Source organism: Micromonospora sp. USAFONa4, from assembly GCF_057197825.1.
Window position 1 is genome coordinate 3,809,866 of sequence record NZ_CM170072.1, and the last position, 13,839, is coordinate 3,823,704.

Sequence of the window (13,839 nt, forward strand, 5' to 3'; positions counted from 1 at the left end):
CCCGAACACCGCTGCGGCCGTGCTGTGCGGTGCGGAGCGGGTTCACCGGCCTCCGTCGACCGTGGCCTTGAGCGCCCACGCGTTCAGGACCTGATGGATGCTGCGCAGCCGCTCGTTGATCTGCTCCAGGCGCTCGGCCTGCGCCAGGCTGGCGAGCGCGGTGCCCAGGGCGATCTGCTGGTCAGGAGTGAGTTTCTCCTGGTCGATCGTGTAGAGCAGGTCGACGGTCTCGGCGATGGTGTCGGCCACGTCTCCTCCTTCGACGGGAAGCACGGCAAGGGTCCGCGAGCAGCGATGGAAGCGCTCCCACGTACTCGTTTGCCCCGAGCGAAGGGTTTCTATGCCTGCCTTCCACCACCCGGGACGGGAGCGGCCTCCGAGCCGGTCTCCACCACCGGGGGCGGGGGGCCCTCCGGACCTCCGGGGCCGCCCGAGGCGGCGTCGTCGGGAGCGACGCGTTCCCCCGGGACCGTAGGGCCGCCCGGAAGCGCGGCGTCCCGAACCGCACCGCGTCCCGGAACCCCGGGCGAGCCGACGGGCGGAACGCCGGGCGAGTCGCCGGACGGGCGGGGTGCCGGTACGCCGTCGGGCAGGTTCGCGAGCACCACGTCCAGCACCTTGACGGCGTCCGGCTTGGAGAGCGGGTTGTTGCCGTTGCCGCACTTGGGAGACTGCACGCAGGACGGGCAGCCCGCCTCGCAGCCGCACTCCGCGATCGCGTCGCGGGTGGCCCGCAGCCAGGCTGCCGCCGTCCCGTACGCGCGCTCGGCGAAGCCCGCCCCACCCGGGTGCCCGTCGTAGACGAAGACCGTCGGGGCCTCGGTGTCCGGGTGCGCCGCCGTCGACAGTCCGCCGATGTCCCAGCGGTCGCAGGTCGCGGTGAGCGGCAGCAGACCGATCGCGGCGTGCTCGGCGGCGTGCAGCGCGCCCGGCACGTCGGCGGGTTCCACGCCGGCGGCCGTCAGGGACTGCGGTGACAGGGTGAACCAGACCGCGACGGTACGCAGTTCCCGGGCCGGCAGGTCCAGCGGGCGGGTGTCGATGACCTCGCCGGTGGCGATCCGTCGCCGCTGGTACGACACCACCTGGCTGGTCACGTCGACCTCGCCGAGGAAGAGCCCGACGGGGCCGGCGTCCACGTACGAGCGGACCGACACCACCGACAGCGAGGTGACGTCGCGGGCGTGGGTGGACCAGTCCGGCTCCTCGGGGTGCACCAGCGCGCACCCGTCGGCCAGGTCGAGCGAGTCGACCACGTGGGAGACGCCCTGGTGCAGGTAGACCGCGCCGGGGTGGAGCAGGAAGTGCGACGAGCCGCCGTCGACGGTGCCGAGCAGCCGCCCGGTCGCCGCCTCCACCACACAGACCGGCGCGCCGCCCTCGCCGCGCAGGTCCACCTCCGGCCGCTCCCGGTGCCGCCAGTACCAGCCGGTCGGCCGCTGCCGCAGCGCCCCCGCCGCCACCAGTTGGTCCACCGCCTCCTTCGCCCCGTCACCGAAGAGCGCCAGGTCGTCGGGGGTCAGCGGCGCCTCGACCGCGGCGCAGGCGAGCTGCGGGGCCAGCACGTACGGGTTGGCCGGGTCGAGCACGGTCGCCTCCACCGGGCGCCCGAACACCGCCTCGGGATGGTGCACGAGATAGGTGTCGAGCGGGTCGTCCCGGGCGACCAGCACGGCGAGCGCCTCCTGCCCGGAGCGCCCCGCCCGGCCGGCCTGCTGCCACAGGGAGGCGCGGGTGCCCGGGTAGCCGCAGATCAGCACCGCGTCGAGGCCGACCAGGTCGACGCCCAGCTCCAGCGCGTTGGTCGAGGCCAGCCCGAGCAGGTCGCCGTGCAGCAGCGCCCGTTCCAGTTCGCGTCGCTCCTCGCGCAGGTAGCCGGCCCGGTAGGCGGCCACCCGGTCGCCGAGCCCGGGCACCGCCTCGTCGAGGGACCGGCGGGCGTTCGCCGCGACCACCTCGGCGCCGCGCCGGGAGCGTACGAAGGCCAGCGTGCGTACCCCCTCGGCGACCGTGTCGGCGAGCAGGTCGGCCGTCTCCCGCAGCGCCGACCGGCGGACCTGGGTGAGGTCCGCCTGTTGGTCGGCGGCGGAGTCCCGGGGCAGCAGCGGCGGCTCCCAGAGCGCGAACGTCACCCCGCCGCGGGGCGAGGTGTCCTCGGTGACGGCGGTCACGGGCAGCCCGGTGAGCCGTCCGGCGGCCGTCGCCGGGTCGCCGGACGTGGCCGAGGCCAGTACGAAGACGGGTGTGCTGCGGAACCGGGCGCACTGCCGCCGCAGCCGGCGCAGCACGTGCGCGACGTGCGAGCCGAAGACCCCCCGGTAGGTGTGGCACTCGTCGATCACCACGTACGTGAGCCGGCGCAGGAAACCGGACCACTGGGCGTGCCCGGGCAGGATGCCGTGGTGCAGCATGTCCGGGTTGGTCAGCACGAACCGGGAGTGCTTGCGGATCCACTCCCGTTCGGCCCGCGGGGTGTCGCCGTCGTAGCAGGCGGGGCGTACCCCCTCCAGCTCCAGCGCGGCGACGGCGCGCAACTGGTCGGCGGCGAGCGCCTTCGTCGGCGCCAGGTAGAGCACGGTGGCCCGGGGGTCGGCGAGCAGGGTGGCCAGCGCGGGAAGCTGGTAGGCCAGGGACTTGCCGGACGCGGTGCCCGTGGCCACCACGACGTGCCGGCCGTCGTACGCCAGGGTGGCCGCCTCCGTCTGGTGCCGCCAGGGCGCGACCACGCCGCGTCGGGCGAACGCCGCGCGCAGTTCCTCCGGCGCCCAGTCCGGCCACGGGGCGGGCTCGCCGGCCCGTGCCGGCACCCGCTCGACGTGGGTGACCGGGTCGGCGCCGGTGCGGGCGCGCAGCCGGCCCAGCAGGTCGGCGGGCGCCGGGCCGGAGTGGTCGGTCGACGGCTTCAGGTCGTGGCGCGGCGCTGGCTGCGCCGAGCTGGAGCCGTCGGTGGTCACGTCCTGCACTCTCGCACTGGTGTTCGGAGATGGAAAGCGGGGGGCCGGGGTAAGGGGAGGCTCCGCCGGTGAGCAGAGCCGGTCTCCGGCGGGGATGGTTAGATGCCCAGGAGAGTTTACGGCTCTTGCGAGGGAGGACCGATGGAGCTGTCGCTGGCGACCCGCACCGTGGGCGAGCACACGGTGCTCGAGGTCGGCGGTGAGGTGGACGTCTACACCGCGCCCCGGCTACGGGAGCGGCTCCTCGAGCTGATCGACGGTGGGGCCCGCCACGTCGTGGTCGACCTGGGTCGGGTGGACTTCCTCGACTCCACCGGGCTGGGCGTGCTGGTCGGCGCGCTCAAGCGGCTGCGCGCGGCCGGCGGCTCGTTCGCCCTGGTCTGCGACAAGGAGCCGCTGCTCAAGATCTTCCGGATCACCGCGCTCGACCAGGTCTTCCCGCTGCATCCCACGGTCGACGCGGCGGTCGGCACCGACCCGGCCGGCACCGGCGTCTGATGGCCACGGTCAAGCTCTCCTTCTCGCCGGCCCCGGTGCACGTGCGCACCGCGCGCCTGGTCGGCGTGGCGGTCGCCCGGCGGGCCGGGGTCCGCGAGGAGCTGCTGGACGAGGTACGGCTGGCCATCGGCGAGGCGTGCACCCGCGCGGTCGCCCTGCACCGCCAGTACGGCGTGTCCGAGCCCGTGCTCGTCGAGATGTCCGACACGGGCGCGTACGCGGTGCGGGTCGTCGACCGCGCGCCGATCGAGGCCGGTCTCGGCCTGGCGGCGCTCAACGCCGACCAGCTCGCCAACGAGTCGCTCGACGAGGACGACCTCACCACCGGCGTGGGCTTCGCGCTGCTGGCCGGTTTCGTCGAGGACCTCCAGGTGCGCCCGGTCGACGAGGGCATCGGCACCGAGGTGCGGATGGTCTGGCCCGTCGGCCGGTGAGCTGATCTTCCACCGCCCTCGCCGAGGGCGTCGTACGCCGTGAGAGGCCGTGTCCCGCCGGGGCGCGGCCTCCTTGGCATGGATGGGCTCCTATATCAGATTTTTCCTCATAACACAGCGACGAAGATCATCGCGGCGCGGTGCCCCCTCGGTGTGACCTCCAACACTGTGGAGGGCTAGAGTACGCGAGTTGTCAGCAAGTGATCCATCCCGCGGCCAGCGGGAACGGTTGTTCATCGCTGGTCCGACCGGGGTGGAGTGGCGCGCGCTTGCGACTCCGCATCCAGGCGCCGGGTCGGTGCGTCTCCACCGGCCGGCGCGAGCGTTCGGTACAGGAGGACACAGATGTCCGACACCTTGGCCGCCGATGGCGGCGGGATCTCCCTCACCGGAAACAACGTCACGTACGTCGTCATCGCCGCGGTCATCGCGCTGGTGGCGCTCGCCTTCGCCGGCGCGCTGACGAAGGCCGTACTGGCCGCCGGCAAGGGCACCAACAAAATGCAGGAGATCTCCGGCGCGGTCCAGGAGGGCGCCTCGGCCTACCTGCTCCGGCAGTTCCGGACCCTGGCGATCTTCGTGGTCATCGCCGTGGTGCTGCTCTTCCTGCTGCCGGTGCACGGCACCGACGGCAGCGAAGTGGCGGTGAAGATCGGCCGGTCCGTCTTCTTCGTCGTGGGCGCGCTGTTCAGCGCGTTCATCGGCGGCGCCGGCATGTGGCTGGCCACCCGCGCCAACCTGCGGGTCGCCGCCGCCGCCCGGGAGCGCGAAGGCGGCCGGGAGGCCGCGATGAAGATCGCCTTCCGCACCGGTGGCGTGGTCGGCTTCCTCACCGTCGGCCTCGGCCTCTTCGGCGCCGCGCTGGTCGTGCTGTTCTACCGCAGCGACGCGCCGACCGTGCTGGAGGGCTTCGGCTTCGGCGCCGCGCTGCTCGCCATGTTCATGCGGGTCGGCGGCGGCATCTTCACCAAGGCCGCCGACGTCGGCGCCGACCTGGTCGGCAAGGTCGAGCAGGGCATCCCCGAGGACGACCCGCGCAACGCCGCCACCATCGCCGACAACGTGGGCGACAACGTGGGTGACTGCGCCGGCATGGCCGCCGACCTCTTCGAGTCGTACGCGGTCACCCTGGTCGCCGCGCTGATCCTCGGCCGCGCCGCCTTCGGCGAGCAGGGCCTGGTCTTCCCGCTGATCGTCTCCACCATCGGCGTGCTCGTCGCGATCGTGGGCGTCTTCATCACCCGGCTGCGCGCCTCGGACCGCAACGGTCTGACCGCGATCAACCGGGCCTTCTACATCTCGGCGTTGCTCTCCGCGGTGCTGGTGGCGATCGCCACGTACGCGTACCTTCCGGCCACCTTCGCCGAGCTGGAGGGCGGGCTGACCGACGTCAGCGAGAACCCGCGGACGGTCGCCATCGGCGCGGTCGTCATCGGCATCGTGCTGGCGGCGGCGATCCAGGCGCTGACCGGCTACTTCACCGAGACCAACCGGCGCCCGGTGCAGGACATCGGCAAGAGCTCGCAGACGGGCGCCGCCACCGTCATCCTCGCCGGCATCAGCGTCGGCCTGGAGTCGGCGGTCTACTCGGCGCTGCTGATCGGCGCCGGCGTGTTCGGCGCGTTCCTGCTCGGCGGCAGCTCCATCACGCTCTCGCTGTTCGCCGTGGCGATGGCCGGCACCGGCCTGCTCACCACGGTCGGCGTGATCGTCGCGATGGACACCTTCGGCCCGATCTCCGACAACGCCCAGGGCGTGGCGGAGATGTCCGGCGACATCGACGAGCACGGCGCCCGGACGCTCACCGAGCTGGACGCGGTCGGCAACACCACCAAGGCGATCACCAAGGGCATCGCGATCGCCACGGCGGTGCTCGCCGCGACGGCGCTGTTCGGCTCGTACACCGACACGCTGCGCACCGCGTACTCGGACGCCGGCGTGGGCGACGTCGGCACCGAGATCCTCAACTCGCTGAACGTGGCGAACCCGCGCAACCTGGTCGGCCTGATCATCGGCGCGGCGGTGGTGTTCCTCTTCTCCGGCCTGGCCATCAACGCGGTCTCCCGCTCGGCGGGCGCGGTCGTGATGGAGGTACGCCGGCAGTTCCGCGAGCTGCCCGGCATCATGGACGGCACCCAGCGCCCCGAGTACGGCAAGGTCGTCGACATCTGCACCCGGGACGCGCAGCGCGAGCTGATGACCCCCGGTCTGCTCGCCATCCTCGCGCCGATCGCGGTGGGCTTCGGCCTCGGGCCGGGCGCGCTGGCGGCGTACCTGGCCGGTGCGATCGGCGCCGGCACGCTGATGGCTGTCTTCCTGTCCAACTCCGGCGGTGCCTGGGACAACGCCAAGAAGCTCGTCGAGGACGGCGCGTACGGCGGCAAGGGCTCCGAGTCGCACGCCGCCACGGTCATCGGCGACACCGTCGGCGACCCGTTCAAGGACACCGCCGGCCCGGCGATCAACCCGCTGATCAAGGTGATGAACCTGGTCTCGCTGCTGATCGCGCCGGCCGTGGTGGCCTGGAGCGTGGGTGACGAGCGGAACACCGCCCTGCGGGTGGGGATCGCCGTGGCAGCGACGCTGATCATCGCCGCGGCGGTGGTGTTCAGCAAGCGCAAGGGCGTGGCCATGTCCGACGCCGACTCCGGCACGGGCGCGGGCAGCCCGGACCAGCGGCCCGAGACGGTCAACGCCTGATCCGTCCGGCATCGGAGGTCCCCGGTCGGCCCGCGCGGCCGGCCGGGGACCACCCCGTGCCACCCGGCAAACCTGTCCGGTGCCCGGACTCGACAGAGGCCGTACGCTGCAACGCATGCGCACGTGCCGGGCGGCAGCCGCCGGAAAGCTCACGGTGGTCCTGGCCACGCTCGTTCTCGTGCTCGCCGGATGCGGCGGCGGCCCCGACTCCCGGTCGTGGGCGGCGTCGGTCTGCTCCGCGCTCACCCCGTGGCGGGCCGAGATCAGCAAGCTGACCAGCAGCACCGACCAGCAGATGACCGCCCAGACCACCCCGGCGCAGGCGAAGGAGAACCTGGTGCGGCTCTTCGGCGGCGCGGAGCAGGCCAGCGAGACCGCCCGGCGCAAGGTCGAGGAGGCCGGCGTCCCGGACGCCGAGCGCGGCGAGGAGGTCTCGGCGGGCTTCCAGGCCTCGCTGGCGAAGGTGCGCGACGCGTACGGCCGGGCCCGCGACACCATCGACGGGCTGGGCACCGGCCAGCCCACCGTCTTCTACGACGGCGTCCGGGCCGCCGTGGACACCCTGAACAAGGAGTACGACGCCAGCGCGCTCGACACCAGCCAGCTCAACTCCGAGGAGTTGAAACGCGCCTTCGACGAGGTGCCGGAGTGTCGCTGAGCGGGACCGGTGACCCGTCCGGCGGCGAAGCGCTGCCGGTGCTCTTCCCGGCGCCTGCGGACCGGGTCGCGCCGGTCGCCCGCCGACCCGTACCGCCCCCGCCGGCCGACGCCGACGAGTCCGCCCGGCAGCTGACCTTCTTCGGCGCGGAGGCGGCGGACCCGTCCATCGCCGATCTCGCCGGGCTGCTGGCCGGCCCGGGCGAGGCGGTCCGGATGGGCGGCACGGCCCGGCTCTCGGTCGTGGTCGACGCGGCCTGGCGGGTGCACGTCCTCGTCGCCGAGCTGGCGCTGCGCGGGGTGGCGGCCACCTGGGAGGCGACCACCGACGGGCGGCACGCGGTGCGCACCTCGTACGCCCGCACGCTGAAGCCGCTCGCGGCGGCCTGGCTGCGCGGTACGGGCAAGCGGCCGCCCGCCGGCTTCCACCTCAACGGGCGGCGGCTGCGGCTCTGGCTCGCCGCGGCGGGGGCCGCCGAGCCGTCCGGTTTCCTGCTCCGGCTCGGCGCCGCCGACGAGGAGTGCTGGGGGCCGGTCGGCGGGGCGCTCGACGCGGTCGGCCTGGCCGGGGCGCTGCTCGGGCCCGGCGAGGGCGGGCCCGCGTACCGGATCACCGGCCGGCGGCGGCTCGCCCGCCTGGCCGAGCTGGTGGGCGACCCGCCGCCCGCCGCCCCCGCGACCGACTGGCCGGCCCGCTCCTGACCGCCCGCCGGCGCCCGCCCCGCCGCGCCGGTCGGGCCTGTCCGATGAGGGACAACAAGTGCGCAATTTCGCGGAAAACAGCCGGGTGACGCCTCGGCCGAGGGTCCGCCATCGTCACAGTGTCCCGCCCGGCGGCACACGCACGGTGTACGGTGGCGCCGTCCGGCACGCCCCGCCGCCGGCGGAGAAAGAGGCCGCCCCGCCGGGACGGTTTGCCGCCCGCGAAACCCGAAACGCGGACGGCGCGTTACGTTGGACATCCGGGCCGCCGGGGGTCGGCGGGCCGAAAGTGGCCCCGAACCGGGCGCCGGTGGCTGCGAGCAGGAGTGAGGTCGGGGAGAGACGTGCCGAGCAACGCTGGAACCACCCGTCTGGTCATCGTCGAGTCACCGGCGAAGGCCAAGACGATCTCGGGCTATCTCGGCCCGGGGTACGTCGTGGAGGCCAGCTTCGGCCACGTCCGGGACCTCCCGCGCAACGCCGCCGACGTGCCGGCCAAGTACAAGGGCGAGTCGTGGGCCCGGCTCGGGGTGGACGTCGACAACGGCTTCCACGCCCTCTACGTGGTCTCCGCCGACCGCAAGCAGCAGATCAGCAAGCTGGTGAAGCTGGCCAAGGAGGTCGACGAGATCTTCCTGGCGACGGATGAGGACCGCGAGGGCGAGGCGATCGCCTGGCACCTGGTGGAGACGCTCAAGCCCAAGGTGCCGGTCAAGCGGATGGTCTTCCACGAGATCACCAAGCCGGCCATCCAGGCCGCGGTGGCCAACCCCCGGGAGATCGACCGCGACCTGGTCGACGCCCAGGAGGCCCGGCGCATCCTCGACCGCCTCTACGGCTACGAGGTCTCGCCCGTGCTGTGGAAGAAGGTCATGCCGAAGCTCTCGGCGGGCCGGGTGCAGTCCGTGGCGACCCGGATCGTGGTCGAGCGCGAGCGGCAGCGGATGGCCTTCCGCACGGCGGAATACTGGGACATCCTGGCCACCCTGGCCGTGGCGAACGCCGGCGAGGGCCCGCGTAACTTCAACGCCACCCTGGTCGCGCTGAACGGTGACCGGATCGCCACCGGCAAGGACTTCGAGCCGACCACCGGCCGGGTGAAGCCCGGCGCAGGCGTGGTCCACCTCGACTCGGCCGGCGCCCACGGGCTCGCGGCCCGCCTTCAGGGCCGGCCGTTCACCGTCACCCGGGTCGAGGAGAAGCCCTACCGCCGCCGCCCGTACGCGCCGTTCATCACCTCGACCCTCCAGCAGGAGGCGGCCCGCAAGCTGCGGTTCTCGTCGCAGCAGACGATGCGCACCGCGCAGCGCCTCTACGAGAACGGCTACATCACCTACATGCGTACCGACTCGGTGAACCTGTCGGAGACCGCCATCACGGCGGCCCGCCGGCAGATCGTCGAGCTGTACGGCGAGCGCAGCGTGCCGCCGGAGCCGCGCCGCTACACCGGCAAGGTGAAGAACGCGCAGGAGGCGCACGAGGCGATCCGCCCGGCGGGGGACAACTTCCGCACCCCGGGCGACGTGGCCAAGGAGCTCTCCGCCGAGGAGTTCAAGCTCTACGAGCTGATCTGGCGGCGCACCATCGCCTCGCAGATGACCGACGCCGTCGGCTCCAGCGTCTCGGTGCGCATCCGCGCCGTCTCCTCCGCCCAGGAGGAGGCTGACTTCGGCGCCACCGGCAAGACCATCACCGACCCGGGTTTCCTGCGGGCGTACGTCGAGTCCAGCGACGACGAGAACGCCGAGGCCGAGGACGCCGAGCGTCGCCTGCCCAACCTGGTCAAGGGCCAGCCGCTCACCGCCGACGAGTTGGCCGCGCAGGGCCACCACACCCAACCGCCGTCGCGCTACACCGAGGCGTCGCTGGTGAAGGCCCTCGAGGAGCTGGGCATCGGCCGCCCGTCGACGTACGCGTCGATCATGCAGACGATCCAGGACCGCGGCTACGTGACCAAGCGCGGCCAGGCGATGATCCCGACCTTCCTGGCCTTCGCCGTGATCGGCCTGCTGGAGCGGCACTACCCGCGCCTGATCGACTACGACTTCACCGCCAGCATGGAGAACGAGCTGGACGAGATCGCCGGCGGGGACCACGCCGCCGTCGACTTCCTCACGGCGTTCTACTTCGGCGGCGCCAACGGCGCCGGCGACCGGGACATCGCCCGCTCGGGCGGGCTGAAGAAGCTGGTCACCGAGAACCTCAACGAGATCGACGCGCGCAGCGTCAACTCCATCCCGCTGTTCACCGACGACGAGGGCCGCGAGGTCGTCGTGCGGGTGGGCCGCTACGGGCCGTACCTCCAGCGGGCGGTGCCGGGCGAGCAGCAGGCGCCGGCCGCCGAGGGGGAGGAGGGCGGCGGCCAGGGCGACCGGGCCCCGATCCCCGAGGGGCTGGCGCCGGACGAGCTGACCCCGGAGAAGGTGCACGAGCTGTTCCTCGGCGGCGGGGGCGAGCGCAAGCTCGGCGACGACCCGGCCACCGGTGAGCCGATCCTGCTCAAGTCGGGCCGCTTCGGCCCGTACGTGGCCAGTGGCGAGCGCAAGTCGTCGCTGCTGCGCTCACAGTCGCCCGACTCGCTGACCTTCGACGAGGCGCTGAAGCTGCTCAGCCTGCCCCGGCTGGTCGGGGTGGCCCCGGACGGCGCCGAGGTCCTGGCGAACAACGGCCGCTACGGCCCGTACGTCAAGCAGGGTGACGAGTTCCGCTCGCTGGACTCCGAAGAGAAGATGTTCACCGTCACGCTGGACGAGGCGCTGGCCCTGCTGGCCGCCCCGAAGGCCCGCCAGCGTCGGGCCGCCGCGCCGCCGCTGCGGGAGATGGGCGTCGACCCGTTGACGGAGAAGCCGCTGGTCATCAAGGACGGCCGGTTCGGCCCGTACGTCACCGACGGCGAGACGAACGCGTCGCTGCGGCGCGGCCAGACCCCGGAGGCGTTGACCATCGAGGAGGCCTCCGAGATGCTCGCCGAGAAGCGGGCGAAGGGGCCGGCGCCGAAGAAGAAGGCCGCCGCGAAGAAGGCGCCCGCCAAGAAGGCCACGGCGGCGAAGAAGACGGCCGCGGCGACCAAGTCGACGGCGGCGAAGAAGACCACGACGGCCAAGGCCACCACCGCCAGGAAGACCCCGGCGAAGAAGGCGGCCCCTAGAAAGGCCACCACCAGCCCGGACTGACACCCGCCTCGCTCGCCGGCCGGCGTCGCGAGAGATCTTGGTACGAGCGCGCCCCTCGGAGGGCATGTTCGTACCAAGATCCGGCGCAGGTGGGCGGATCCGGGTCAGGACCAGCCTGGCCAACCGGCGGCGCGCAGGGCTGCTCGGACCTGGGCGAGGACCGTCTGAGGGTCGTTGCGTACCGCCCAGGCGGGGAAGCGGAGCACCCGGTCGCCCTCGACCCACAGGTCGTTCTGCCGGCGCATGTCCGTCCAGGCGGTGGCGGGGTCGAGGTGCTGCCCGCCGTCGATCTCCACGTGCACCCGCCACTGTCCGAACCACACGTCGAGATAGCGGCGACGTCCGTCGGCATCGCGTCGGACGACCTGCCGGGAGGGCTCGGGCAGCCCCGCTCGTCGGACCAGGTCGAGGAAGTCCAGCTTGGCCAGGGAATGCGCGCCTCCGGCGGCGTCCGCGGCGGTCTGTCGGATCAGATTTCGGCGCCGGATCCGGGGCATGGCGTCCAGGACCAGGTGGAGGTCGTCGCCGCCGACGAGGCGTTGCTGGAAACCGGCGGCGATGATCGCCCGAGCCTGCTCGTCGGTCGCCGCCCACTGCGCCGCGTCGACCAGCGACCGGGCAGGCATGGTGCGGGGAGGCTGCCCGACGTGCAGCACGTCCTCCTCGCCGAGCAGTGTGGTCCGGTGCAGGCGTACGCCGGGTGGCAGGGCGCGGCTCTGGTGCGCGGCCGGCAGGAGCACGTCCACGATCCGGCTGTCGTGACCGCGTAGACCCCAGGCCTGGGCCGCCGTGAGCCCGCCGAGCATCGCGGCCGGCCCGGCGGCGAGCACGGCGATCCACCGATGCTGGGCGGGACCGACCGGACCGTTGTGCGCGACGAAGACGGCACGGTGCACCTGGCGCCAACGGCGGGCGGCGACCCGGTGCCGGATCGCCTTCGACGACAGATGGCGCCGGGCCTGGTCGAGGCTGATCACGTCTTCCTGATGGAACAGCAGCCAGGTCAGCTCGTCGGCGTCGTCACCCGGCAACGCCCGCCGTAGCCCTGCCAGAGAACTTGGAGACCTCGCCACACCCGCACTCTGCCCACCCGGTGCCGCCCGTGTCCGCCCCTGTGGACGGCGGACAGATCTTGGTACGAGCGCGCCCCTTGGAGGGCATGTTCGTACCAAGATCGCACCGGCGGCCGCAGGCAGGATCGGGGGTGAGGGTCAGCCGAGGGTTTGGGTCAGGTGGGGGTTGGTGAAGAGGTGGTGTGGGTCCAGGCGGGCGCGTAGCGCCTGGAAGTCGGCCCAGCGGGGGTAGGCCGTCGCGAGCGACTCCGCGTCGCGCCAGTGCAGCTTGCCCCAGTGGGGCCGGCCGCCGAGGCTCGCGGCGACCTGCTCGAAGGCCCGGAAGTACGGCTCGTACGGCATGCCGACGAACTGGTGGACGGCCACGTACGCCGACTCGCGCCCGTAGCCGTGGGAGAGCCAGATGTCGTCGGCGGCGGTGAAGCGCACCTCGACCGGGAAGAGCACCTTGAACGGCAGCCCGTCGACGATCCGCCGCAGCGCGTCGAGCGCCTCGGGCAGGGCGTCGCGCGGCAGGGCGTACTCCATCTCCATGAAGCGGACCCGGCGCGGGGTGCAGAAGACCTGGTCGGAGCGGCCGGTGTAGCGGCGTTCGGTGAGCGCGCGGGCGGAGACGGCACTGATGCCGCGGGCGAGCGCCGGCACGGCGCGGCCGAGCCGGCAGGCCCCGGCGAAGACGGTGTTGGACAGGAACTCGTCGTCCAGCCAGCCGCGCCACCGGGGCAGTGGCCGGTCGTCGTCGGGCACCCGGTCGTTGGCCTTGACCTGCACGCGGGCGGTGTACGGGAACCAGTAGAACTCGACGTGGTCGTGCCTGTCGATCAGCTCGGGCAGTTCGTCGAGCACGGCCGCCAGCGGCGCCGGCCGCTCGTGGGCACGCAGCACGAAGGCGTCCACGCAGCGCAGGGTCACCTCGACGAGCACCCCGAGCGCGCCCAGCGACACCCGGGCGGCGGCGAAGACGTCGGGGTGCTCGTCGGCGGAGCAGCGCAGCACCTCGCCGGTGCCGGTGACGAGGGTGAGCGCCTCGACGAACGTCGACAGGCAGCCGTAGGCGGCGCCGGTGCCGTGGGTGCCGGTGGAGATCGCGCCGGCGATCGTCTGCGCGTCGATGTCGCCCAGGTTGGGTAGTGCCAGGCCGTGTGCGGCGAGCAGTTCGTTGAGTGCGCGCAGGGTGATCCCGGCCGGTACGGTGACCAGTCGGCGGTCGGCGTCGACGCGTACCCCGGTGTCCAGGTGGGTCAGTTCCATGCGTCGTCCGTCGGTGACCGCGACGCCGGTGAAGGAGTGGCCGCTGCCCACCGCCCGGATCCGGTCCCCGGCCGTCGCGGCGGCGCGGACGGCCTCGGTGACGTCGGCGAGGGAGGCGGGGCGCAGGATGGTGGTGGCGGTGGCGCGTTGGTTGCCGGCCCAGTTGGACCAGGCTGCCAGGGTGGGCGGTGCGGTACCGGCCATGCGCACTCCTCCACATGAATGTGAACTGACTTCATATCAGCAACGTTGTCGCAGGTAAATACCGCAATCGAGGTTTGCTCGTTGTACCGGTAGTCACGAACCCGTGACGTGCAGATATGTTCATCCGTCGAAGGGGGGTGGCGAGTGTCCACACCAGCCGCCACAGCCGGGCCGCTGCGCCGCGTACCGGTGC

The 13,839-nt window shown here is 72.9% G+C and carries 9 protein-coding genes and 1 pseudogene; 6 read left to right on the plus strand and 4 right to left on the minus strand.

The features are described 5' to 3' along the window. Window positions 1-42 precede the first annotated feature (42 nt). The gene (locus tag AC0OO9_RS16810; protein WP_121397051.1) at window positions 43-249 is read right to left on the minus strand and encodes a hypothetical protein; all 207 of its coding nucleotides are present in this window, start codon (window positions 247-249) and stop codon (window positions 43-45) included. Between the two features lie 338 nt (window positions 250-587). Next, a pseudogene (locus AC0OO9_RS16815) lies at window positions 588-2,954 on the minus strand (DEAD/DEAH box helicase); the annotation flags it as partial. Window positions 2,955-3,095: 141 nt separating this feature from the next. Here AC0OO9_RS16815 and AC0OO9_RS16820 point away from each other — a divergent pair. From AC0OO9_RS16820 to topA, 6 genes are all read left to right on the plus strand, one after another. After that, the gene (locus AC0OO9_RS16820) at window positions 3,096-3,452 is read left to right on the plus strand and encodes an STAS domain-containing protein (protein WP_151453426.1); all 357 of its coding nucleotides are present in this window, start codon (window positions 3,096-3,098) and stop codon (window positions 3,450-3,452) included. Beyond that, window positions 3,452-3,886, plus strand: a complete 435-nt coding sequence (locus AC0OO9_RS16825; protein ID WP_132232054.1) for an ATP-binding protein — start codon at window positions 3,452-3,454, stop codon at window positions 3,884-3,886. The genes AC0OO9_RS16820 and AC0OO9_RS16825 overlap by 1 nt, the downstream gene beginning before the upstream one ends. Window positions 3,887-4,231: 345 nt before the next feature. Continuing rightward, complete coding sequence (locus tag AC0OO9_RS16830) at window positions 4,232-6,586, plus strand: sodium-translocating pyrophosphatase (RefSeq protein WP_484511063.1); 2,355 nt, start codon at window positions 4,232-4,234, stop codon at window positions 6,584-6,586. 115 nt (window positions 6,587-6,701) lie between these two features. Continuing rightward, window positions 6,702-7,244, plus strand: coding sequence for a hypothetical protein (locus AC0OO9_RS16835; RefSeq protein WP_393168813.1), 543 nt, complete (start codon window positions 6,702-6,704; stop codon window positions 7,242-7,244). Further along, a complete protein-coding gene (locus AC0OO9_RS16840) occupies window positions 7,235-7,945 on the plus strand; it encodes a hypothetical protein (RefSeq protein WP_484511064.1) in 711 nt (236 codons plus the stop codon). Before AC0OO9_RS16835 ends, AC0OO9_RS16840 begins: the two co-directional genes overlap by 10 nt. A 344-nt stretch (window positions 7,946-8,289) precedes the next feature. Then, the gene (gene topA, locus AC0OO9_RS16845) at window positions 8,290-11,118 is read left to right on the plus strand and encodes a type I DNA topoisomerase (protein WP_484511065.1); all 2,829 of its coding nucleotides are present in this window, start codon (window positions 8,290-8,292) and stop codon (window positions 11,116-11,118) included. A 104-nt stretch (window positions 11,119-11,222) separates the two neighbouring features. Here topA and AC0OO9_RS16850 read toward each other — a convergent pair whose 3' ends face one another. Beyond that, window positions 11,223-12,149, minus strand: coding sequence for a DUF559 domain-containing protein (locus tag AC0OO9_RS16850; protein WP_484511066.1), 927 nt, complete (start codon window positions 12,147-12,149; stop codon window positions 11,223-11,225). A gap of 180 nt (window positions 12,150-12,329) precedes the next feature. After that, window positions 12,330-13,646 (minus strand): D-arabinono-1,4-lactone oxidase, encoded by a 1,317-nt coding sequence (locus AC0OO9_RS16855; protein WP_484511067.1) that lies wholly within the window; start codon window positions 13,644-13,646, stop codon window positions 12,330-12,332. Window positions 13,647-13,839 lie beyond the last annotated feature (193 nt).

Coding starts and splice junctions, on each gene's coding strand:
- AC0OO9_RS16820 (WP_151453426.1), top strand. CDS start 3,096: ATGGAGCTGTCGCTGGCGACCCGCACCGTGGGCGAGCACACGGTGCTC.
- AC0OO9_RS16825 (WP_132232054.1), top strand. CDS start 3,452: ATGGCCACGGTCAAGCTCTCCTTCTCGCCGGCCCCGGTGCACGTGCGC.
- AC0OO9_RS16830 (WP_484511063.1), top strand. CDS start 4,232: ATGTCCGACACCTTGGCCGCCGATGGCGGCGGGATCTCCCTCACCGGA.
- AC0OO9_RS16835 (WP_393168813.1), top strand. CDS start 6,702: ATGCGCACGTGCCGGGCGGCAGCCGCCGGAAAGCTCACGGTGGTCCTG.
- AC0OO9_RS16855 (WP_484511067.1), bottom strand. CDS start 13,646: ATGGCCGGTACCGCACCGCCCACCCTGGCAGCCTGGTCCAACTGGGCC.